Here is a 20723-nt window from a genome sequence, read left to right as displayed (position 1 = left end):
CCAAGCCCGAGGAGAACCGTTGACCGACCCATCCGCTACCGACCTCGACGCTCGTTACGGCCGCAGGGCACGTGGCCGCCGGCCGCTGGTGCTGGGCGTCATCGGGACCGTGGTCCTGATCGCCCTCGTCTGGCTGCTGTGGGTCGCCTTCGTGCAGTCGAACCCGCCGGTGTCCTCGCGGCTACTGGGCTTCAAGATCACCTCGGACACCACGGCAACCGCGACCATCCAGGTCGACCGCAGCAAGTCCGTCGACGCCGACTGCCGGCTGCAGGCGAAGGCCGCCGACTTCTCCATCGTGGGCGAGATCACCGTGACGGTGCCGGCCGCATCGGACCGCCGGCAGACCCTCGACGCCACCCTCACCACCCAGCGCGCGGCCACTTCGGTGATCCTGGTCGGCTGCACTACCGCCGACTCTCACCGCCCGCACTGAGCTCGTGACCGCGGACTAACTGGTCTGTCAGGCAGTCCGCTGTGGTCTGGTGCTGGTCTGCTGGGGCAACCGATTACCGCCAGACCTGCATGCAAACGTTTGCCCGCTGTTTGAGAGGGCACAGAACTGTGGGGTTCTGAGCCCGATCTTGCTACGCTCAGTGGATTGGTCGCCGTCGACGACGGCGGCCAGAGGCTTTTCTACCCATCCATTCGACAAAGGAGCAGCCCGTGACGCAGAAGATCGATGAGGACAGCGTTGTCTGGCTGACACAGGATGGCTACGACCAGCTGAAGACCGAGCTCGAGGAGCTGAAGGGCCCCGGCCGGACCGAGATCACCCAGCGGATCAGCGACGCCCGTGACGAGGGCGACCTGAAGGAGAACGGCGGCTATCACGCGGCCAAGGACGAGCAGGGCAAGATGGAGGCCCGGATCCGGCAGCTCGAGGACATGCTGCGCCGGGCCCGCGTCGGCGGCACCCCGAAGTCGGGCGGCGCGGTCGGCCCCGGCATGAAGGTGTCGATCAAGTTCGCCGGCGACGACGACGTGGAGACCTTCCTGCTCGGCTCCCGCGAGCTCCTCGCCCTGGACTCGTCGGTGGACATCGACGTCTACTCGCCACAGTCCCCGCTGGGCTCGGCGATCCTGGGCAAGAAGAAGGGCGAGAAGGCGACGTACGAGGCGCCGAACGGCAAGCCCGTCACCGTCGAGATCGTCGCCGCGGTGCCCTTCAAAGGCTGACCACGTCATCCGCGCGAACGCCCCGGTGAACTCACCGGGGCGTTCGCCTTTTCTGTCAGTGGCCGGTCGCCCGGCGGTACTTATTGACGGCGAGCGGGGCGAAGACGCCGATGATCACCGCGCACCAGATCAGGCTGAGCCAGACCGGGTGCTGGGCCGGGAACCCGTCCGGGCTGGCGAACGGCGACGGGTTGCCGAACAGATGCCGGCAGGCCGCGACGATGGAGGAGATCGGGTTCCACTCCGCCACCGGTTGCAGCGCGCTCGGCAACTGCGGCGTCGGGACGAAGGCGTTGGACAGGAAGGTCAGCGGGAACAGCCAGATCAGGCCGGCCGAGGCCGCCACCTCCGCACTGCCGACCGACAGGCCGATCAACGCACCCACCCAGAGCATCGCGAACGCGAAGAGCAGCAGGATCGCGAACGCCGCCAGCGCCTGGCCGAAGCCGTTGTGCCAGCGCCACCCGACGATGAAGCCGCAGATCACCATCACCACCATCACGAACGCGTTGAACACCACGTCACCGATCACCCGCCCGGCGATCACCCCGGACCGGGCCATCGGCAACGACCGGAACCGGTCGATCAGCCCTTTCGACATGTCGTCGGCGAGCCCGACACTGGCCGACGCGACCGCGAACGCCATCGTCTGCGCGAAGATCCCGGACATCAGGAACTCCCGGTAGGCCTTGGCGCCCGGGAACCCCGGGATCGGGATCGCGTTGCCGAACACGTAGGCGAACAGCAGCACGAACATGATCGGCTGGATCGTCGCGTAGATCAGCATGTCGGGCGTCCGCGGGATCCGCTTCAGCGACCGCCAGGCCAGGATCCCCGCGTCGGTGATCGCCCGGCCGAGAGGACTCACCTTGGCCGGCGTATCCGTCGTACTCATGCCTTCCCCCTCTTCGCCGTGACGGCTGACTCGTCGGTGGCGATGTCGGTGTTGTCGGTCGCGTGCCCGGTGAGGGTGAGGAACACGTCGTCCAGCGTCGGACGGCGCAGACCGATGTCGGCGATCCGGATGCCGTGGCCGTCCAGGGTCCGGATCACGTCGACCAGCGCGGCGGAACCGCCCGGCGCCGGCAGGGTGATCCGCTTGGTGTGCTTGTCCATCGTTGTCGCCTCGGGATCGGTCACCTCCAGGGCCGCGGTGAGCAATTCCAGCGCCCGGTAGGTCTCGTCCGGGTCGTACACGACGACCTCGATCCGCTCGCCGCCGACCTTGGCCTTCAGCTCGTCCGCCGTACCGCGGGCGATCACCGAACCGTGGTCGACCACGGCGATGCTGTTGGCCAGCTCGTCAGCCTCTTCCAGGTACTGCGTGGTCAGCAGGATGGTGACTCCCTCGCTGACCCGGTCCCGGATGATCTGCCACAGGTCGAGCCGGCTCCGCGGGTCGAGTCCGGTGGTCGGTTCGTCCAGGAAGAGCACCTTCGGATGCGCGATCAGCGAGCTGGCCAGGTCGAGGCGGCGCCGCATGCCCCCGGAGTACGTCTTCAGGATCCGGTCGGCCGCATCCGTCAGGTCGAAGGTCGCCAGCAGTTCGTCCGCCCGTTGCTTGGCCTGCTGACTGGTCAGCCGGTAGAGCCGTCCGAACATCCACAGGTTCTCGCGGCCGGTGAGCAACTCGTCCACCGCCGCGTACTGCCCCGACAGACCGACCAGTTGCCGGACCGTGTCGGCCTCCTTCACCACGTCGTGGCCGAGCACCCGGGCGCTGCCCGCGTCGGGCCTCATCAAGGTGGTGAGCACCCGGACCGCGGTCGTCTTCCCCGCCCCGTTCGGCCCGAGGAGGCCGAGCACACTCCCCTCCGGCACCTCCAGATCGATACCGTCCAGCGCCTTCACCGCGTTCTTGCGGGACTTGAACGTCTTCACGAGGCCGGTCGCCTCGATTGCAGCCATTCCAGCCGCTCCCTTCCCCTGAGTGTGATGCGGATCATCCTTGCGGAGCCCGCCGACAGTCAGTAAGTACGTTACCAGTTATATAAGCGCAGGTAACTACTTGCACTCCAGGGGCCCTGGGATGAGCGGCTTCATCCCAGGGAAGGGCAGTACGTCTCGCCGCTGTCAGTCGGAGGCGATCTGGGCGGTGCCGACCAGGACCTCTACATCGAGGGCGGCGCGGCCGCGGCCGATCTCCACGTCCTTGCTCTGGCCGGTGACGGCGCCGGTCCAGGAGACGCGGCCCAGCTGGGACTCGGTGTGGACGCGGACATCGGAGCCGCGACGGAGGTTGACAGTGGCGGAGCCCGACTCGACCCGGACCCGCGAACGACCCTTGGTGATCTGGGCGTCGAGGGTCGCGGAGCCGGCCTGTACGAGCAGGTCGATCGGTCCGTCCACGTCGGTCACTTTCGCAGTACCGGCGGTGACGCGGACCCGGGTCAGGCCTGGCAGCCGCTCGGCCATGACGCTGCCGCCGGTCACCTCGACCTCGACCTGCAGGGCCGGGTTGACCCGGATGGACAGCTCCTTGGCGAAGCCGTTCACGTGCGACTTGAGGTCGCCGACCGAGCGGGTCCGCAGCATCGTGAAGCCGTCGAGCGAGACGCCCATGTCGCCTTCACTGTTGATCGCGAGCGTGTCGCCGTCGCGCTTGATCACGTGCGGGCCGTCCACGGCGACGCCATTGATGGCGGGCTCGCCGATCAGCCGCACCCGCCGTCCGATCGCCCGGATCGTGACCCGCTGAACCCCGGCCGGCACCGGCACATTGCTGTGCTCAGCCTCCGTCTCCGCCTCCGAGACCTCGTCCACGATGGTCCCCTCGACCGGCGCCTCCTCACCAGCGCTCTCCGCGGCTGTGGTCCCCTCGGCAGTAGTCGCGTCGATGGTGGTGCCCTCGACAGCGGCTTCGTCGACCACGCTGTCTTGGACGCCGGCCGCGCCGTTCGCGGCGGGTGCAGGCCCGGCAGCGTGCTTGGGCGACGCACCTGCATCGGCGGCACCAGCGTCGGCGGACGCGTCCGTGCCGGTCGCGGTGGTGTCCGGGGAGTCGACTACGTCCGCCCAGACGGAGGCGGAAGGTGAATCGGCAACCGGCTCCTGGGCGACGTGACCATTGGGCTCGGCCTGGTCGGCCCGGCTGTCGGTCTTGGTGGCGGCGGGCTCGGTCGGCTTGGTGACGGCGGCGATCAGTGTTGCGGCCTCGTCACTCGAAAGGTGGCCCTTGCCGACCCGGTCGAGGATGTCCTTGACCTGGCGGTCGTAGTCGCTCTGGTTGCTCATGTCCCCCAGTCCAGCACCCTGACGGGTCCAAACCAATAAGGGATGGCCCCCAACCTGTCCTGACCCGGTGCCAAGTGAGCAGTGCGGGTCACGGCGGAGTAGCCCGTGACCCGCACTGCTGTCCATTGTCCTGCTCTCACTTGATCAGGCGGCCGGGCTCATCTCCTCCTCGGCCAGTTCCTTCTGTACTGCGTCGAGCTCGGCAGCCTCACGTGCTTCGGCGGCCCTCCGCTCACGCAGCCCACGCAGACCGGCGAGGCCGATCACCAGCCCCAGCACGGTGATCCCACTGATCACCACGAGAGCCGGCTTGTAGGCCGACAACATCCCGCTCGGGGCAACCCCCTGCGACTGGCTGCCGATGACCGCCGTGGTGATGGCCAGCACGATCGCCCCGCCGACCTGGCTCGAGGTGTTGAACAGGCCGGAGGCGAGACCCTGCTCGTTGTCGGCGACCCCGTTGGTCGCCTGCATGTTGAGCGCCGGGAACGTGATCGCGAAACCCAGCCCGATCAGCACGATGGTCGGCAGCACGGTGGCGACGTAGTCGGACTGCGTACCGATCCGCAGGAAGAGCGCGTAGCCGATCACGAAGAGCACCATCCCGGTCGCGACCATCCGCTCGGTACCGATCCGGTCGGCCAGCTTGCCCGCATTCGGCGACAGGAAGGCCACCAGCAGACCGGCTGGCAGGAAGCCCAGCGCGGTCTCGAACGACGACCAGCCCAGCAGGTTCTGCAGGTAGAGCGTGCCGATGAACTGGAACGACACATAGGCGCCGAACACCGTCATGATGGCCAGGTTGGCCCGCAACAGGTTGCCCAGCCGGAGGATGCCGAGCCGCACCAGCGGGTGCTTCGACCGCCGCTCGATCACCACGAAGCCGGTCAGCAGTGCGGCCGCGGCAACGAACAGCCCGATGGTCTGGACCGAGCCCCAACCAGCGTGTTCGGCGCCGACCACGGCGTACACCAGGGTGAGCATGCCCCCCGTGACGGTCACGGCACCAGGCACGTCGTACCCGCCCGCGGTCTTGTCGCGGGGGCTGTTCGGGATCAGCTTGACGGCGAACAGCAGCACGATCAGGGCGACCGGACCAGGCATCAGGAAGGTCCAGCGCCAGCCGACCTCGGTCAGCAGGCCGCCGAGGATCAGGCCCATCGAGAAGCCGCTGGCGGCGCAGGTGGTGAAGATACTGAGCGCCCGGTTCCGGTCCGGACCCTCGTGGAAGGTGGTGGTGATGATCGAGAGCGCAGCCGGCGCGGTGAAGGCGGCGGCGACTCCCTTGACGAACCGCGCGGCGATGAGCAGTTCGGGGTTGGTGGCCAGTGAGCTCAGCATCGAGACCACGGCGAAGACGCCCAGTGCGATCAGGAACACCCGGCGGCGGCCGAGCAGGTCGGCGGTCCGGCCGCCGAGCAACAGGAGTCCGCCGTAGCCGAGCACGTAACCGGTGACCACCCATTGCAGGGAGGACAGCGGCACGCCGAGATCCGAGCCGATCGCGGGAAGCGACATGCCGACCATGGACACGTCCAGGCCGTCGAGGAAGATCACGCCGCAGACCACCAGGAGGGCGCCCCAGAGGCGCGCGTCCCAGGTCAGGCGGGTCGGAGAGGGTTGCGTTGTCTGTGTCACAAGCAGAGAGCTTTGCATGCATGTGCATCTAATGTCTACTCATTAATTGCAGTTGCATTGAATGCGCCTGCATGATAACGTGCCCCTCATGGCCGAGACTCTGGTCAGCGCCGGGACCACCGAAACCAGCGCCGATGTGCGCGAATGGCGCGCGCTGTTGGAGCGCCACGCGAATCTCAGCTGCGCGCTCGATCGCGAGCTGCAAGCAGACCACCAGCTGGGCATGAGCGAGTACGAGGTGCTCGAGCGTCTTGCCGAGCTTCCCGAGCACTCCGCGAAGGTGCAGCAGATCGCCGGCTCGGTGCATCTGAGCCAGAGCGCGCTGTCCCGCGTGATCGGCCGGCTGGAGAACGCGGGCCTGGTCGAGCGCCACATGTGCCCCGAAGACCGGCGGGCGGTCAACGTCCGGCTGACCGACGACGGCCTGCAGCGACAGGCCGAGGCGCAGCCCACTCAGCGCCGGGTGCTGGCGGAGCGGCTGCACCAGCCGCTGGTGAAGTGCGAGGCAGCCGTTACTCCCTGAGCTTCAGTTCAGGGTGTAGCTGTAGCCGTTGCTGATCAGACTGGCCAAGACGCGCGCCCGGTGATCCTCGCCCCGGGTCTCGAGCTGCAACGCGACCTCGACCTCGTCCAGGTTCAGCGTCTCCGAGATGCGCTCGTGCAGCACCTCGATGATGTTCGCGTCCACCTCCGCGAGCCGGGCGAGCAGCGTCGCGAGGCCGCCCGGAGTGTCCGGGATCCGCACCCGGAGCGAGAGGTACCGCCCGGCTGCGGCCATACCGTGCCGGATCACCCGCATCAGCAGCAGCGGATCGATGTTGCCGCCCGACAGAACCACCACGACCGGCGGCTTGAACCGCTGCGGCTCATCCAGTACTGCGGCGACCGCAGCCGCGCCGGCCGGTTCAACCACGAGCTTGGCGCGTTCCAGGACCAGCAAAAGGGCCTTCGACAACGAGTTCTCGTCGACCGTGAGCACCTCACCGACGTGCTGCTGGATCGCCTCGAACGGCACCTGGCCGGGCAACCCCACCGCGATCCCGTCCGCCATCGTCGCCATCTTTTCGAGCTGGACAGGCTCGCCCTTGAGAAGCGAGACCGGGTACGCCGCGGCGCCCTTCGCCTGGACCCCGACAACCTCGATCGGCATGCCGTCGCGCTGCATCGCCAGCGCGATCCCGGCGATCAATCCGCCACCACCGACCGGTACGACGACGGTCCGCACTTGCGGGCACTGCTCCACGATCTCGAGCCCGGTGGTCGCCTGTCCTGCCACGATGTCCCGGTGGTCGAACGGGTGGATCAGGATCGCCCCGGTCTCCGCCTCGAACTCGCGAGCCGCCTTCAGGCAGTCGTCGATCGAGGTACCGACGAACCGGATCTCCGCGCCGTACGCCCGGGTGGCCTTCTCCTTCGGGATCGGCGCGCCGTGCGGCATGAACACGGTCGCCTTGATCCCGAGCAGTTGAGCGGCCAGCGCGACCCCCTGGGCATGGTTGCCCGCGCTCGCCGCGACCACGCCTCGGGCCCGTTCCTTCTTGGACAGCCGGGCCATCCGCACGTACGCGCCGCGCAGCTTGAACGACCCTGTTCGCTGCAGGTTCTCGCACTTGAGGAACACGTCGCCGCCGACCAGGTCGCTCAGCCACCGCGAGTACTCCAGCGGGGTCGGCGCGACTACGTCGTGCAATAGATCAGCAGCCCTGGCAATCTCCGCCGCAGTGATGCTCACGCGCACACCCTACGGGCTGATCACTTGAGCAGGAGTTTGCCCAGGCGGCGGGAGGCGACGTACATGCCGATGGTGCCCATCGCGATCAGGTAGAGCGCGTTGATCAGCAGGGTCCAGCTGACCGTGCCCGTGGTGAGGGCTCGCTCGAGCGCCACGCCCTGGTAGAGCGGGGTGATCTCGACCAGCCAGCGGATCACGCCGGGGTAGGTCTCCACCGGGTAGAACGTCGCAGAGAACAGGAACATCGGCATCGTCGCGAGTTGCACGAACTCGAAGTCCTGCCAGCTCCGCATGAACGTGGTCAGCGCCATCCCCGCGCCCGCGAACGCGTAGCCGATCAGCACCGAGGCCGGCAGCGCCAGCAGCGCCCACCACGACTCGACCAGTCCCATCACGAGCATCACCAGGATGAACATCGCCGAATAGCAGGCCCCGCGCAGCAGCGCCCAGGTCACCTCCCCGGTCGCGACATCCCACGGCCGCAACGGCGTCGCGAGCATCGAGTCGTACAGGTGGGCGTACTTCATCCGGAAGAAGATGTTGTACGTCGAGTCGAAGACGGCACCGTTCATCGCCGAACTGGCGAGCATCGCGGGCGCCACGAACGCGGCGTACCCGATCACTGTGCCGTCGGACAGGGTGAAGTCGCCGACCAGTTGGGCGACGCCGATGCCGATCGACAGCAGGTAGAACACCGGCTCGAAGAAGCCGGAGACGAAGACGATCCAGGATCGCCGGTAGACCAGGAAGTTCCGCTCGACCAGGTGGCGGCCGTTGCCGGCGCCGACCGGGACCACGCGGGCGGTGAGAGTGGCCATCAGCTGATCAACCTCCGGGTCAGGCTGCGGACCGCGAGCCAGGTGCCGATGCCGAACCAGGCGGCGAGATAGGCCACGTTGCCCAGCGCGGGAAGCAACTCGACCGTTTGCAGACTGAGGTCACGCGCGAGCTCGACCCCGTGCCACAGCGGGCTCAGGTACGCGAGCCACTCGATCCAGTCGGGCAGTTGCGAGACCGGGAAGAACGCGCCGGAGAACAGGAAGGCCGGGATCACGCCGAACCGGAAGATCATCGCGAAGCCGGAGTCGTTCTCCAGCCTGGCCGCGATCGCGCAGACCGGCGCGGACGCGGCCATCCCGACGAGCAGGGCGACCGGCAACCCGAGCAGCCCGAGCGGCGAGGCGAGCCCACCGAACGCGGCGATCACCACCGTGAAGACGAGGCAGGTCGTGGCCACCCGGAACGCGATGAAGGCCAACTGCCCGTACATCACGTCCGCCGGCCGCAGCGGGGTCGCGATCATCGAGAAGTAGAACTTCTGCCACTTGATCCCACCCATCACCGGGTACGTCGACTCCCCCACGGCGATCTGCAACGCGGTCGCGGCGAGCAGGCCTGGTGCGATGAACTGCAGGTAGCTGACCCCGCCGAGCGCGCCCGTGCCGTTGTCGTCCACGAAGGAGCCGAGGCCGATCCCCATCGCGGCCAGGTAGAGCAGCGGCAACAGGAAACTGCTGACCAGGCTGCCCTTCCAGGTCCGCTTGTAGACCGTGGCCCAGTAGTCGAACTGCCTGAGGCCGTTCTCGACGGCAATAGTTGCCATCAGTCGACCAACGTCCGACCGGTCAGGCGCAGGAAGACATCCTCCAGCGTGGACCGGCGTACCAGCACAGCCGCGGGCTCCAGCCCACGCTCGTGCACAGCCGCGACCGCCCGCTCCCCGTCATCGGTGTAGAGCAACAGCCGATCCGGCAGTACTTCGATCCGCTGGGCGAGGTCTTCCACCTTGCCGGCCAGGGCATCGTGGTCCGCGAACATCACGTCCGGCCCGAACCGCAGCTCGGTCACCTCACGGGTCGAGTAATCCCGGATCAGCTCGGCCGGCGACCCCTCGGCCGCGATCAGGCCGCCATCCATCACCACGAGCCGGTCGCACAGCTGCTCGGCCTCGTCCATGTAGTGCGTGGTGATGATCAGCGTCATGCCGGCCTGCTTCAGCCGGAACAGTTTGTCCCACAACAGATGCCGCGCCTGCGGATCGAGCCCGGTGGTCGGCTCGTCGAGCAGCAGCAACTCGGGCTTGCTCACCAGCGATCGCGCGATCGTCAGCCGGCGCTTCATCCCGCCCGAGAGTTCGTCGACCTTGACCTTCTTCTTCTCCGTCAGCGCGACGAACTCCAGCAACTCGTCGGCCCGCTCCCGGCACTCCGCGCGGCTGAGCCCGAAGTACCGGCCGTAGACAGTGAGGTTCTCGTACACCGACAGCTCGGTGTCGAGCGTGTCGTCCTGCGGGCACACCCCGAGCCGCCCACGGATCGCCGGCCCGTCGGCCGCCGGATCCATGCCGAGAATCCGCAACTCCCCGCCACTGACCGGCGACACGGCCCCGATCATCCGCATGGTCGACGACTTGCCGGCCCCGTTCGGCCCGAGGAACCCGAACGCCTCGCCCGTCCACACATCCAGGTCGATCCCCGCGACCGCCTCGAAGTCCCCATAGGACTTCCGCAGCCCACGCGCCCGCACCATGGCCACTCGCTCTTCCATCACAACCCGACCCTAAACGCCCCCTCCGACACTCCGCTTGTCCTTTTGGGACCCCAGAGGCCCTGCACTCCGGAAGCGGAATGTCCGGGTTGGGATCTACTGTGACGCCATGACTACGGAAATGCTGACCAACCAGGAGATTCTCGACGCCGAACTCGGTGATTGGCGGAAGCTTGCCCAGGCCCTTCACGGACGGTTCCTCACCGCCGACATCCGTGCCGGCCTGCGGTTCGTCGGCGCCGTCGCCGAGGCGGGCGAGGCAGCCGGCCACCACCCGGAGGTGAGGCTGACCCCCGAGATCGTCGACCTCAAGGTGGTCAGTCACGACGTGGTCTACCGCCCGGCTGACGGCGGTTCCGAAGTGGTCTTCTGGAATGTCGCCCAGCGCGACGTCGACCTGGCCCGGCGGATCAGCGAGATCGCCCAGGAGCAGAAGCTCACCGCGGACCCGAGCGCCGTCACCCAGGTCGAACTCGCGTTGGACACCGCCGACCTCGCCGCGGTCGGACCGTTCTGGGCCGCAGTTCTCACCGGCAGCACTGACACGCTGCAAGGGAACGACGTCCGCGATCCGACCGGGCGAGTGCCGATCCTGTGGTTCCAGGACACCGACGCGCACGAAACCCCGAGGCAGCGCTTCCACGTCGACCTGTGGGTAGCGCACGACGTAGCCGACCAGCGCATCGCCGCCGCAGTCGCCGCCGGAGGCAAGATCGTCGACGACAGCGAAGCACCGGCCTTCATCGTCCTCGCCGACCCCGAAGGCAACAAGGCCTGCATCTGCACCTGCCTCGACCGCTGACCTATTCGCCAGCCCAGATGCCCTGGCGCTGATTGCCTACGCGGCCGGCCGGCATGTTGCGTCCTTGGTCGGCAGCATGTTGCTGGCCAGGTAGTTGTTGACCAGGTTGTCCACGCACTGGTTGCCGTACTCGCCGTAGATGCCGTGGCTTCGGACATTCTGCAGCGTGATCAATCGCGATCCGCCCAGGTCCTGGTGAAGAGCCTTGGCCATCGGGTACGTCGTACGCGGGTCGCCCGTCGCTGCCACGATCAGCGCCGGTACGTCGTTGTCGACCCGCGTCGGCTGTTCCACCGGGTCGTTCGGCCAGAACGCACAGGGCGTGAGATTCCGTGCGGTCGACGCCGTGAACGGCTCCGCGGACCGGTGCCGCTGGATGTCCTTCCAGTACGTCGCCAGTTCCCGAGGCGCAGCGCGATCCCCACAAATGATGGCCATCTGCGAACTCGCGCCGGCCGACATGCTCCCGGTCAGCACGGCTCCGAGCATCCCCTCGATCGCAGGCGGCGCCGCAACCGGTCCCTTGGTTGCCTTCGACAACACGACAACCAACTCGGCGAACGACGCCCGAGCCGCATCCTTGTCGGATCCCAGTGACGCGAAGACAAGCGCCGGTACTGCGTACTCCGGCACGGCGTACTGGCCGACTTTTAAGGGATGCTGATGCGACACCCGGTAGATCTTCGCCACGGTTGCGAGCACCTGACCCGCAGTACGGCCCAAGTGGTAAGTGACATCACGTGCAGCCGCCCACTGCGCCCAAGCCCAAAGCGCATCCTCGTTCGCCGAGGCGGTTGTCCTCAGCAACCGAGGTCCGAACAACTCGGGATCCCCAGGCCCATCCAGTACTACGCGATCGGTGCGCCCCGGGAACATCTGCAGATAGACAGCCCCCAGATACGTCCCGTACGAGTACCCCAGATACGAGATCTTCTCCTCACCCAACGCATCCCGGATCAGATCCAGATCCCGCGCAGTGTTCCGCGTGGTTGCGTAAGGCAACTGATCAGGATGCGTCGCAGCACACCGGTCCGCGAGATCCTCCGCCAACCCAGCCGCCCGATCAAAGCTCTGCCGATCAGCCCCGGCGGACCAAATCCCACTCCCCACAGGCCAGTCACAATCCAACGGAGTGCTACGCCCGACAAACCGCGGATCAACACCAATCAAGTCATACCTGTCGCCAACCTCCTTCATGGCCACCCGAAGCCTCAACGGCATCCCCAGCCCAGGCCCTCCCGGCCCACCATCATTGAGCACCATCACGCCGATCCGCCGCGCGGTATCCGTCGCCTTCAACCGCGACATCGCAACGGTGATCGTCCGTCCATCCGGATCCCGATAGTCCAGCGGCACAACCAGCTCGCCACACTCAGCCCCAGCCTCATCAAGCTGCCGACCAACCTCATCGTCGACCCCCACCTGACAGCCATGCCACTGGATCGGTTGAACCGTTTGAGCTTCGGCGCCAGCAGCAGGCACAACACCGACTGCAAGCAACGTCACCAGAGTGGTCACAAGTAGTTTCATGGGTTCCTCCCTCAGTCACCCACGACGCTAAATTCCCACCCCGCCCACCACCCGCCCCCACAAGCCCGCCCCCAGGTAGCCCACGCGCTACCGGCTCAGCCGCGGCCGGCGTACGGCATGCCTGCTGCCATCACGGTCAGGGTTGGTATGGCGACGTCGGTCGGTAGTTGGGCGATCTTCACCACGAGCTCGGCGACGATCTTCGGGTCGAAGGTCGGCTCGACCGCGATCGACCCGTCCGGCTGGAGCACGCCCTGCCCCATCCGGCTCGTCATCGGCGTCGCCGCGTTCCCGATGTCGATCTGGCAGGCCGTGATCCCGTGCGGCCGCCCCTCCAGCTCGAGCCCCTTGGTCAGCCCAGTGATCGCGTGCTTGCTCGCCGTGTACGCGATCGCCTGCGGCCGAGGTACGTGTGCCGAGATCGAGCCGTTGTTGATGATCCGCCCACCCTTGGGATCCTGCCGCAGCATCAACGCGAAAGCCGCCTGCGCGCAGAGGAACGACCCGGTCAGGTTGGTGTCGACCACCCGCCGCCAGTCCTCCTCCGCAACATCCTGTACTGCGGCCGCAGGCGCTCCCGTGCCGGCGTTGTTCACCAGCACGTCGATCCGGTCCAACGTCCGAAAGAACCCCGCCACAGCGGCTCCGTCCGAGACGTCCAGCACGGCGATCTCCATCTCCTCAGGAGCCGAGTCCGCCGTCTCCCGGAGCTTGTCCTCCGTCCGCCCCGTCACCGTGACCCGGAACCCGGCAGCGGCCAGCGCGTGCGCCATCTCCCGCCCGAGTCCGGAGCCGCCGCCAGTGACCACCGCGATGGGATGCATGTCCAGCCTCCAAGATGTTGCCGCTGCGTGAGCGCCAGATTACGGCTAGTTAACCATTTGCCGTCGGTAGGACAGTCTAGGAAACTCATTTGCGTGTATCACGCAAGCATGTATATGCTTGCACCATGCAAGTAAACGACGCGTACGTTCCAGAGACCCCGATCGAGGGGGTCCTGCACGCGTTCACCCGGATCGGCCGACGGCTCAAGACGAAGCAGCCCGGCGACACGATCGACCACAGCGCCCACCTGGTGCTGTTCGTGCTGCGGTGCAGTGGCGCGATGCGGCTGTCCGACCTCGCGAACCGGATGGAGATCGACGCATCCACCGCCAGCCGGCACGTCCGGGCGCTGGAGCAGGCAGGGCTGGTCCGCCGTTCCGCCGATCCCGACGACGGCCGCGCCTTCCGGGTCGAGCTCACCGAGCAGGGCCTGCAGGAATGGGAGACCGCCTCCAAGCGCCGGATGGCACTGCTCGTCCAGGCCATGGAGGGCTGGTCCGAGTCCGACATCAAGACCTTCGAACAGCTGATGACCCGGTTCGCAGACGGGGTCACCAGCATCGCCGATGAACGCACCGACCGTGCCTGGGCCGACAAGGGCTGGGCCGCAGCGGTCGGAGTGCACAAAGCCAAAGAGAACGTGGAGAACCGATGAGCACCACAGAGCCCGCCACCTCCGGCGGCGCTGCCCCAACACCTGAATCCCCTGCACCGAGCTACCTGTCCCACAACCAGATCCTGGTGATCCTCGGCGGCCTGATGGCCGGGATGTTCCTGGCCGCACTCGACCAGAGCATCGTCGGCACCGCGCTGCCGCAGATCGTCAGCGAGTTCAATAGCCTCGACAAGCTGTCCTGGGTGGTCACGGCCTACCTGCTGACCTCCACCGCCTCCACGCCGCTGTGGGGCAAGATCTCCGACCTGTACGGCCGTCGCCCGCTGTTCATCGCGGCGATCGTCACCTTCCTGGCCGGCTCGGTGATGTCGGCGCTGGCACAGAACATCGAGGAACTGATCGGCTTCCGCGCCGTCCAGGGTCTGGGTGCCGGTGGTCTGATGTCGCTCGCGTTCGCCACCATCGGCGACGTGATCCCGCCGCGTGAGCGCGGCAAGTACATGGGGTACTTCGGTGCCGTCTTCGGCCTGTCCTCCGTGGCCGGCCCGCTGCTCGGCGGTGTGCTCACCGACGGTCCCGGCTGGCGCTGGATCTTCTGGATCAACGTGCCGATCGGCCTGATCGCCCTGGGCATCGTCGCCGCCGTACTGAAGCTGCCGCACGTGAAGCGCAGCCACAAGATCGACTACCTGGGCGCCGCGATCGTGACCGGAGCCGTCACCTCCCTGCTGCTCGGCATCTCCTGGAGCGGTCCGAACAACGGTTGGGGCAACGGGACCACCGTCGCTCTGCTGGTAGGTGCGGTCGTGCTGGCCGTCGCCTTCGTGCTGGTCGAGCTGCGGGTCTCCGAGCCGATCATCCCGATGGACCTGTTCAAGGGCCGGATCTTCTCCGGGTACGCCGGTTACGCGTTCCTGCTCGGTTTCGCGATGTTCGGTGCGCTGATCTTCCTGCCGCTGTACCTGCAGGCCGTCAAGGACATGTCCCCGACCAGGTCGGGGCTGGCGCTGCTGCCGATGATCGTCGGTATCTTCTTCGCCTCGATCCCGAGCGGTCAGCTGATGAGCAAGACCGGCCGCTACAAGCAGTACCCGATCATCTCCGCGGTCCTGGTCGGTGCGGCGATGCTGCTGCTGTCCACGATCGCGACGGATACGCCGTACTGGCAGCTGGCGGTCTACATGTTCGTGATGGGCGCCGGCCTGGGCCTGTCGATGCAGATCACCGTCACCGCCGCGCAGAACAGCGTGCCGCGCCAGCACATGGGCACGGCGACCTCGACGATGACGTTCTTCCGCTCGATGGGTGGCGCGATCGGGACGGCCGTGTTCGGCGCGGTCCTGACCAGCCGGCTGACGGCGCACCTGACCGACATCGTCCCGGCGAACGCGCAGGGCATGGTGGGAACGCTCGCCAAGGCGGCGAACAGTGTCGACGCCCTGCACGCGCTGCCGAACCCGATGAAGGGCTGGGCCCTGCTCGGTCTGGTGGACGCGATGGGCGATGTCTTCCTCGTCGCCCTGCCGTTCCTGGTGATCGCCCTGGTACTGGCGATCATCACCCCGGAACAGCGCCTGGCCGGCCGGACGGAAACCCCGGCCGATGGCGAGGACGCCGGCGTCGAGGCTTCGGCCCCTGCCGCCATGCACTGACCCGCACCAACGCGAACAGCCGCTCCCGGATCCTTCCGGGAGCGGCTGTTCGTCTGTCAGGTCTCTTCAGCCGAAGCGGCGGCCGGCGGTCTTCGGCGTGGCAGCGGACGGCGAGGTGGTTCTGGATCCACGTCGTTGCCGGCCAGATGGTTGACGATGGTGTTCAGCACCGCAGCCGTCGGTACTGCGACCAGCGCACCCACGATCCCCGCGATCACCACGCCCGTGGCGATCGCCAGGATCACGGCCAGCGGGTGAACGCTGACCGCCCGGCCCAGCAGGAACGGCTGCAGCACGTGTGCCTCGAGCTGCTGGACGGCGATCACCACCGCCAGCATGATCACCGCGACCAGCGGGCCCTTGGCAACCAAAGCGACCAGTACTGCGACGATGCCGCTGATCAGGGCGCCTACCACCGGGATGAAGGCACCGACGAACACCAGGATCCCGATCGCGCTCACCAACGGTAGGCCCAGGATCGCGGCTCCCAGTGCGATCCCGACAGCATCGACCCCGGCCACGATGATCGTGGCCCGGACGAAAGCGGTCAGCGAGACCCACGCCTTACGCCCGGACGAATCCGCCTTCGCCCGCGCCTGCCGCGGGAACAGCCGGACCACCCAGGCCCAGATCTGGTCGCCCTGGTAGAGGAAGAAGAACAGGCAGAACAGCGCGATGAACACGCCGGCGATGACATGGGTGGCCGTTGTACCGACCGCAGCGGCACGCTGACCGAGGGCGCCGCCGGACATCACCGTGTCCCTGAGGCTGTTGAAGGCGTCGGTGATCTGCTGATCGGTGATGTTGAGGTTGATCCTGGCCAGGTCGCGCAACTCCTGGATGCCGGCGCTGACCTGGTCCGAGAGGTCCGAGAACCCGGACGCGATCTGCGTCCCGACCAGGGTGAGCAGACCGGCGACCAGGACAAGCGTGGCCAGCACGGTGATCCCGGCGGCTGGGCCGCGGGCGATCTTCAGCTTCTGCAACCCGTTCGTCACCGGCACCAACAGCGCGCAGAGCAGCACGCCGACCGTCACCGGCACCACCACCTCGGACAGGTACCGCATGCCGTAGCCGATCACCCCGACCGCCGCCACAATCACCAGGAACCGCCACGCCCACGCACTCGCGATCTGCATGGCAGGCGTCACGCCCAGGTCTACCGGTCCACGGCTCGAGCCGGCCATCAGGTGCTCCGAGGGCTCGGGCACGACGGTCGAGCTGGTCTCCTCGGCAACCTGGTTGTCCGCAACCGGGCTCTCCCTTTCCCCGCCCGCAGCGGGCTTCGCGTCCCCGCCCTCAGGGTGATCGCTCATGGCACCTCCGCTAGTCAGTCCTGCTGAGACTAGTGCCCCGTGCCGACGGTTCCATGAACCTCGGAACCCACCCGCCGGGCCAGCCCCTCGGCCGCCAAGGCATCAACCTCGGCCAGCAACCCGACCCCCGCGAGCACGTAGTCGGAGTCCACGCAGGTCCTCGCCCCTGAAGGCACCAGCCAGCCCTCCTCCTGCGCACCAGTCGCGATCGCCCCGAGGATCCGCGCGGCCACCTCGGGCCCGTTGTGCCGCAGCACTCCCCCGGATCCGACCAGCAGATCCACCTCGCGCAGATCCTTGCCGGATCGCTCGATCACCCGTCCACCGGGCCCGAACACCACCCGCTGCCTGCCCGCATGCCGCCGCAACGCGACCGTCGCGGCCACCCGCGCCAGCACCTCGTCGTACGACGCCTCGACCGCGCCGCCCGGCAAGTACGACGGGTCGTCGTGCCGGTGGATCGCCGCAGCACGCAACTCCGGTGACTCGTCCAGCAGGCCGGCCTCGATCCCCGCAGCGACCACTGGTACTGCGCTCCAGCGCATCCCGAGGTCACCTTCCACCGTTCGCGTCACCGGGTGCGTCGCCACCACCTCGCGGCCGAGGTTCGCATCCTCCGGATCGAGCTCGATCACCGAGTGGACGTCCGTGGTCGCGCCCCCGATGTCCACCACGGCGACATCCCCGTGCAACCGGGCGAGCACCTCGACCCCGCGGAGCACCACGTCCGGCGTCGCGGCGCGGACCATCGAGGCGAACCCCGGATCGCGGGACAGGTTCTTCCCGCCGATCACGTGCACGAGGAACATCTCCCGGATCGCGGCCCGCGCACTGTCCGGCGCGAACACCCCGATCTCCGGCACCACGTTGTCCGCGAACACATGCGGCACGTCGGCGCCGGCCAGCAGTTCACCGACGACTCCCTGCGCCTCGACGTTGCCAGCAGCAACCACCGGACGCCGCCACCTGTACTTCGCGAGCACGGCCGCCGCGTTCTCGATCACGGCCGAGTTGCCGCCGTCCGTCCCGCCCAGAAGCAGTACGACGTCCGGTCGTTCGGCCCGCAGCGCCTTCAAGGAAGTTGCCGTCAGCCCACCGTTGACCACGGCAACCACTCGGCCGCCGCTGGACAGCGCGACCCGCCGTCCCGCTTCGGCGGTGACGAGCTCTTCGTTGCCGACAACACCGATCCTCAGGCCCCCGCCCGCACTCGAGCAGGCGAGCACCTCGGCTTTGGCGACACCACGGTCCGCCGACAGCAGCGCAGTACGGCAAGCGTGCCAGCCGTCCATCACGTCGGTGTCGACGGTAGTGCGGTGTTCGGCCCGGGCGACCAGGTCACCCGAGCCGGCGTCCACTGCGATCGCCTTCGTGAAGGTCGACCCGAAGTCGACCGCCACCAAGAGACCCACTAATCAGTGCCGATCAGGACATCGCGCGGTCGAGGTCCAGCAGCAGGTCGTCGATCGTCTCGATCCCGACGCTGAGCCGGATCAGGTCGGCCGGCACCTCCAGCGGGGTGCCCGCGACCGAGGCGTGGGTCATCTTGCCCGGGTGCTCGATCAGCGACTCGACGCCGCCGAGCGACTCGCCCAGGGTGAAGACCTCGGCCTTGTTGCAGATGTCGATCGCGTGCGCTTCCCCGCCGGTCACCCGGAAGGACACGATGCCGCCGAACCGCTTCATCTGTTTGGCCGCGGTCTCGTGGCCGGGGTGGCCGTCGACGCCCGGGTAGAGCACCGAGGTGACGCCCTTGTGCCGCTGGAGGAAGTCGACGACCTTCTCGGCGTTGTCGCTGTGCCGGTCCATCCGGACCCCGAGGGTCTTGATGCCGCGCAGTACGAGCCAGGCGTCGAACGGTCCGGCGACGGCACCGATCGCGTTCTGGTGGAAGGCGATCTTGTCGGCCAGTTCGCTGTCGCGGACGATCAGCGCGCCACCGATCACGTCCGAGTGCCCACCCATGTACTTCGTGGTCGAGTGCACGACGACGTCCGCGCCGAGCTCGAGCGGCTGCTGCAGGTAGGGCGAGGCGAAGGTGTTGTCGACGACCAGCAGCGCGCCGGCGTCGTGCGCGATCTGCGCGACGATCGCGATGTCGGCGACGTTGAGCAGCGGGTTGGTCGGCGTCTCGAGCCAGACCACCTTGGTCTTGCCCGGACGGATCGCGGCCCGGATCGCCTCCGGGTGCGTGACGGCCGCCGGGGTCATGTCGACGCCCCAGGCACCGAGCACCTTGGAGAACAGCCGGAAGGTGCCGCCGTACGCGTCGTCGGGGAACACCACGTGGTCACCCGGCACGCAGAGCGAGCGGATCAGGGTGTCCTCGGCGGCCAGGCCGCTGGCGAACGCGAATCCCCGGGTACCGGCCTCGATCGCGGCCAGACACTCCTCGAGCGCGGTCCGGGTCGGGTTGGCCGACCGGGAGTACTCGTAACCGTTACGGAGCCCGCCGACACCGTCCTGCTTGTAGGTGCTGGTCGCATAGATCGGCGGCACCACCGCTCCGGTGGTGGGATCGGGCTCGTTCCCGGCGTGGATGGCAAGCGTCTCGAAGCCGTACTGGTGTTCATGGGTCACCGAACCAGCGTACGGCGTGGTCCTATCCGGACCGGCACGGGTGCCGGATGACCCCGGTACGGCCCTAGCGTTGCCGTCGGCATCGGCGCCGGCGCGGACGGAAGGACACAGGCCAGCATGAAGACGCAGGACAGGTCACTGGACGAGGACAGCCGGGCGATGGCGGACCTCGGCGAGATCACCGACTGGACCAGGATCGCCGGTCCGGACGACGACGAGTCCGGCCCCCACGTCGTCACCGCGCTGGTGCAGCGGGTGATGGCCGAGACCACCTGGAAGCCGTGGCCGCTCGAGCCCGGTGAGGAGATCGGCGCCGAGATGGCGTCCTGGGGTTTCACCACGCCGCGCGGCACCACGATGATCGTGTTCAACGGCCTGGCGTTCTCCGACTGCCCGGACAGCGGCTGGTCGGCGTACGAGATCGGGTTGGACGACATCGCGGCCGCCGAGGCCGGGCTGGACGCGCACTGGCCGGATCACCTCGCACTGGCGCAGCAGCACTGGGGTGCGCCCGACTATGTCGGTGACGACAGCAGCCCGACATTCGAGGACGACTGGGCGCCCGGCGCCGGGGTGGGTCGTCGGCACCTCGCTGTCTGGCTGCGGCCGGGAGCGCAGTACCACCTGTACAGCAACAAGCCCGCCAAGGATCCACTCACGGCGGCGGTCGGGGTCAACTACTCGGTCTACATCGACTAGGAGCCTGATGAGCACCCCCGCCCAGGGACCTGTCCGGAACACCGTCAACCGTGTAGCTGCCGGAGTCTCGCGCTGGCGGAACACCAGGCGCGGCACCTCCACGCTGAAGGCGTCGTACGCGCAGGCCGCCCGCGACGTCAAACGGATGGACCCGGCCGTTCGCCAGGCCATCGGCCGGTCGAACATGATGAAGGCGGACCTGCAGGTCCTCGCCGAGGCTCAGGTTGTCGGTGCCGTCCGTCCGGGCGATCAGGCGTTCGCCCAGGTGCTCAGCGACCGCGCCACCTCGCGGGTCGAGGCGGTCGGCGCGTCCGCGCCGCCGACCCGCAATCCCGTGCGGATGGTGGGGAACCGGATCTCCCGCTGGCGGGAT

The 20723-nt window shown here is 67.8% G+C and carries 21 protein-coding genes; 8 read left to right on the top strand and 13 right to left on the bottom strand.

The features are described from left to right. Nucleotides 1-19: 19 nt before the first annotated feature. Together VFG33_RS14180 and greA are read left to right on the top strand one after the other, a co-directional pair. Entirely contained in the window at nt 20-436 is a 417-nt protein-coding gene (locus VFG33_RS14180) for a DUF4307 domain-containing protein (RefSeq protein WP_325026423.1), read from the top strand. 230 nt (nt 437-666) lie between these two features. Next, nucleotides 667-1179: a transcription elongation factor GreA gene (gene greA / locus VFG33_RS14175; protein ID WP_325026421.1), complete on the top strand. Its 513-nt coding sequence runs from the start codon at nt 667-669 to the stop codon at nt 1177-1179. A 55-nt stretch (nt 1180-1234) separates the two neighbouring features. Here greA and VFG33_RS14170 read toward each other — a convergent pair whose 3' ends face one another. From VFG33_RS14170 to VFG33_RS14155, 4 genes are all read right to left on the bottom strand, one after another. Beyond that, nucleotides 1235-2074: an ABC transporter permease gene (locus VFG33_RS14170; RefSeq protein ID WP_325026419.1), complete on the bottom strand. Its 840-nt coding sequence runs from the start codon at nt 2072-2074 to the stop codon at nt 1235-1237. After that, nucleotides 2071-3087, bottom strand: coding sequence for an efflux ABC transporter ATPase subunit, DrrA-related (locus tag VFG33_RS14165; RefSeq protein WP_325026417.1), 1017 nt, complete (start codon nt 3085-3087; stop codon nt 2071-2073). Before VFG33_RS14165 ends, VFG33_RS14170 begins: the two co-directional genes overlap by 4 nt. Nucleotides 3088-3252: 165 nt before the next feature. Further along, a complete protein-coding gene (locus VFG33_RS14160) occupies nt 3253-4413 on the bottom strand; it encodes a hypothetical protein (RefSeq protein ID WP_325026415.1) in 1161 nt (386 codons plus the stop codon). Between the two features lie 144 nt (nt 4414-4557). Continuing rightward, on the bottom strand, nt 4558-6051 hold the full coding sequence (locus VFG33_RS14155) for an MFS transporter (RefSeq protein WP_325026413.1): 1494 nt from the start codon (nt 6049-6051) through the stop codon (nt 4558-4560). A gap of 88 nt (nt 6052-6139) precedes the next feature. Here VFG33_RS14155 and VFG33_RS14150 point away from each other — a divergent pair, with 88 nt between their 5' ends. Further along, nucleotides 6140-6574 carry a MarR family winged helix-turn-helix transcriptional regulator gene (locus VFG33_RS14150; protein ID WP_325026411.1) on the top strand — a complete coding sequence of 145 codons (435 nt, stop codon included), beginning with the start codon at nt 6140-6142 and terminating at the stop codon, nt 6572-6574. Nucleotides 6575-6577: 3 nt separating this feature from the next. On the opposite strand, the gene ilvA is transcribed toward VFG33_RS14150, so the two are convergent. Genes ilvA through VFG33_RS14130 form a run of 4 tightly spaced genes read right to left on the bottom strand, consistent with a single transcriptional unit; the run spans nt 6578 to nt 10330 of the window. Continuing rightward, nucleotides 6578-7783 carry a threonine ammonia-lyase gene (gene ilvA / locus VFG33_RS14145; protein ID WP_325026409.1) on the bottom strand — a complete coding sequence of 402 codons (1206 nt, stop codon included), beginning with the start codon at nt 7781-7783 and terminating at the stop codon, nt 6578-6580. A 20-nt stretch (nt 7784-7803) separates the two neighbouring features. Continuing rightward, the gene (locus VFG33_RS14140; RefSeq protein ID WP_325026407.1) at nt 7804-8601 is read right to left on the bottom strand and encodes an ABC transporter permease; all 798 of its coding nucleotides are present in this window, start codon (nt 8599-8601) and stop codon (nt 7804-7806) included. Then, nucleotides 8601-9386: an ABC transporter permease gene (locus tag VFG33_RS14135; RefSeq protein WP_325026405.1), complete on the bottom strand. Its 786-nt coding sequence runs from the start codon at nt 9384-9386 to the stop codon at nt 8601-8603. The genes VFG33_RS14140 and VFG33_RS14135 overlap by 1 nt, the downstream gene beginning before the upstream one ends. Beyond that, the gene (locus VFG33_RS14130; RefSeq protein WP_325026447.1) at nt 9386-10330 is read right to left on the bottom strand and encodes an ABC transporter ATP-binding protein; all 945 of its coding nucleotides are present in this window, start codon (nt 10328-10330) and stop codon (nt 9386-9388) included. Before VFG33_RS14130 ends, VFG33_RS14135 begins: the two co-directional genes overlap by 1 nt. Before the next feature lie 109 nt (nt 10331-10439). Between VFG33_RS14130 and VFG33_RS14125 the strand changes: the two genes are divergently transcribed. Further along, a complete protein-coding gene (locus VFG33_RS14125; RefSeq protein WP_325026403.1) occupies nt 10440-11132 on the top strand; it encodes a 4a-hydroxytetrahydrobiopterin dehydratase in 693 nt (230 codons plus the stop codon). A gap of 36 nt (nt 11133-11168) precedes the next feature. Here the strand turns inward: VFG33_RS14125 and VFG33_RS14120 are convergent, their stop codons facing one another. Both VFG33_RS14120 and VFG33_RS14115 read right to left on the bottom strand, forming a co-directional pair. Further along, nucleotides 11169-12395, bottom strand: a complete 1227-nt coding sequence (locus VFG33_RS14120) for an alpha/beta fold hydrolase (RefSeq protein WP_325026445.1) — start codon at nt 12393-12395, stop codon at nt 11169-11171. Nucleotides 12396-12757: 362 nt separating this feature from the next. Next, the gene (locus tag VFG33_RS14115) at nt 12758-13486 is read right to left on the bottom strand and encodes an SDR family oxidoreductase (RefSeq protein WP_325026401.1); all 729 of its coding nucleotides are present in this window, start codon (nt 13484-13486) and stop codon (nt 12758-12760) included. A 125-nt stretch (nt 13487-13611) separates the two neighbouring features. Here VFG33_RS14115 and VFG33_RS14110 point away from each other — a divergent pair, with 125 nt between their 5' ends. Both VFG33_RS14110 and VFG33_RS14105 read left to right on the top strand, forming a co-directional pair. Then, nucleotides 13612-14142, top strand: coding sequence for a MarR family winged helix-turn-helix transcriptional regulator (locus VFG33_RS14110; protein ID WP_325026399.1), 531 nt, complete (start codon nt 13612-13614; stop codon nt 14140-14142). After that, nucleotides 14139-15755, top strand: coding sequence for an MDR family MFS transporter (locus tag VFG33_RS14105; protein ID WP_325026397.1), 1617 nt, complete (start codon nt 14139-14141; stop codon nt 15753-15755). Before VFG33_RS14110 ends, VFG33_RS14105 begins: the two co-directional genes overlap by 4 nt. Before the next feature lie 56 nt (nt 15756-15811). Here VFG33_RS14105 and VFG33_RS14100 read toward each other — a convergent pair whose 3' ends face one another. Genes VFG33_RS14100 through VFG33_RS14090 form a run of 3 tightly spaced genes read right to left on the bottom strand, consistent with a single transcriptional unit; the run spans nt 15812 to nt 19651 of the window. Continuing rightward, entirely contained in the window at nt 15812-17071 is a 1260-nt protein-coding gene (locus VFG33_RS14100; RefSeq protein WP_325026395.1) for an AI-2E family transporter, read from the bottom strand. Nucleotides 17072-17100: 29 nt separating this feature from the next. Next, on the bottom strand, nt 17101-18471 hold the full coding sequence (locus VFG33_RS14095) for a glutamate mutase L (protein ID WP_325026393.1): 1371 nt from the start codon (nt 18469-18471) through the stop codon (nt 17101-17103). Nucleotides 18472-18496: 25 nt separating this feature from the next. Next, nucleotides 18497-19651: a cystathionine gamma-synthase gene (locus tag VFG33_RS14090; protein WP_325026390.1), complete on the bottom strand. Its 1155-nt coding sequence runs from the start codon at nt 19649-19651 to the stop codon at nt 18497-18499. A 117-nt stretch (nt 19652-19768) separates the two neighbouring features. Here VFG33_RS14090 and VFG33_RS14085 point away from each other — a divergent pair, with 117 nt between their 5' ends. After that, nucleotides 19769-20350 carry a hypothetical protein gene (locus tag VFG33_RS14085; protein ID WP_325026388.1) on the top strand — a complete coding sequence of 194 codons (582 nt, stop codon included), beginning with the start codon at nt 19769-19771 and terminating at the stop codon, nt 20348-20350. 7 nt (nt 20351-20357) lie between these two features. Next, nucleotides 20358-20723, top strand: a 366-nt coding sequence (locus VFG33_RS14080) for a hypothetical protein (protein ID WP_325026387.1), incomplete at its 3' end; no start/stop codon positions are given.

Origin of the sequence: Kribbella sp. (assembly GCF_035687465.1) — a bacterium.
GTDB lineage: Bacteria > Actinomycetota > Actinomycetes > Propionibacteriales > Kribbellaceae > Kribbella.
This window is presented reverse-complemented; position numbering and strand designations above follow the sequence as displayed.

Bases quoted from the DNA above. Each gene is read 5' to 3' on its own strand.
- VFG33_RS14170 (WP_325026419.1), bottom strand. From the start codon at position 2,074: ATGAGTACGACGGATACGCCGGCCAAGGTGAGTCCTCTCGGCCGGGCG.
- VFG33_RS14165 (WP_325026417.1), bottom strand. From the start codon at position 3,087: ATGGCTGCAATCGAGGCGACCGGCCTCGTGAAGACGTTCAAGTCCCGC.
- VFG33_RS14160 (WP_325026415.1), bottom strand. From the start codon at position 4,413: ATGAGCAACCAGAGCGACTACGACCGCCAGGTCAAGGACATCCTCGAC.
- VFG33_RS14150 (WP_325026411.1), top strand. From the start codon at position 6,140: ATGGCCGAGACTCTGGTCAGCGCCGGGACCACCGAAACCAGCGCCGAT.
- VFG33_RS14140 (WP_325026407.1), bottom strand. From the start codon at position 8,601: ATGGCCACTCTCACCGCCCGCGTGGTCCCGGTCGGCGCCGGCAACGGC.
- VFG33_RS14135 (WP_325026405.1), bottom strand. From the start codon at position 9,386: ATGGCAACTATTGCCGTCGAGAACGGCCTCAGGCAGTTCGACTACTGG.
- VFG33_RS14130 (WP_325026447.1), bottom strand. From the start codon at position 10,330: ATGGAAGAGCGAGTGGCCATGGTGCGGGCGCGTGGGCTGCGGAAGTCC.
- VFG33_RS14125 (WP_325026403.1), top strand. From the start codon at position 10,440: ATGACTACGGAAATGCTGACCAACCAGGAGATTCTCGACGCCGAACTC.
- VFG33_RS14120 (WP_325026445.1), bottom strand. From the start codon at position 12,395: ATGGTGCTCAATGATGGTGGGCCGGGAGGGCCTGGGCTGGGGATGCCG.
- VFG33_RS14115 (WP_325026401.1), bottom strand. From the start codon at position 13,486: ATGCATCCCATCGCGGTGGTCACTGGCGGCGGCTCCGGACTCGGGCGG.
- VFG33_RS14110 (WP_325026399.1), top strand. From the start codon at position 13,612: ATGCAAGTAAACGACGCGTACGTTCCAGAGACCCCGATCGAGGGGGTC.
- VFG33_RS14105 (WP_325026397.1), top strand. From the start codon at position 14,139: ATGAGCACCACAGAGCCCGCCACCTCCGGCGGCGCTGCCCCAACACCT.
- VFG33_RS14100 (WP_325026395.1), bottom strand. From the start codon at position 17,071: ATGAGCGATCACCCTGAGGGCGGGGACGCGAAGCCCGCTGCGGGCGGG.
- VFG33_RS14085 (WP_325026388.1), top strand. From the start codon at position 19,769: ATGAAGACGCAGGACAGGTCACTGGACGAGGACAGCCGGGCGATGGCG.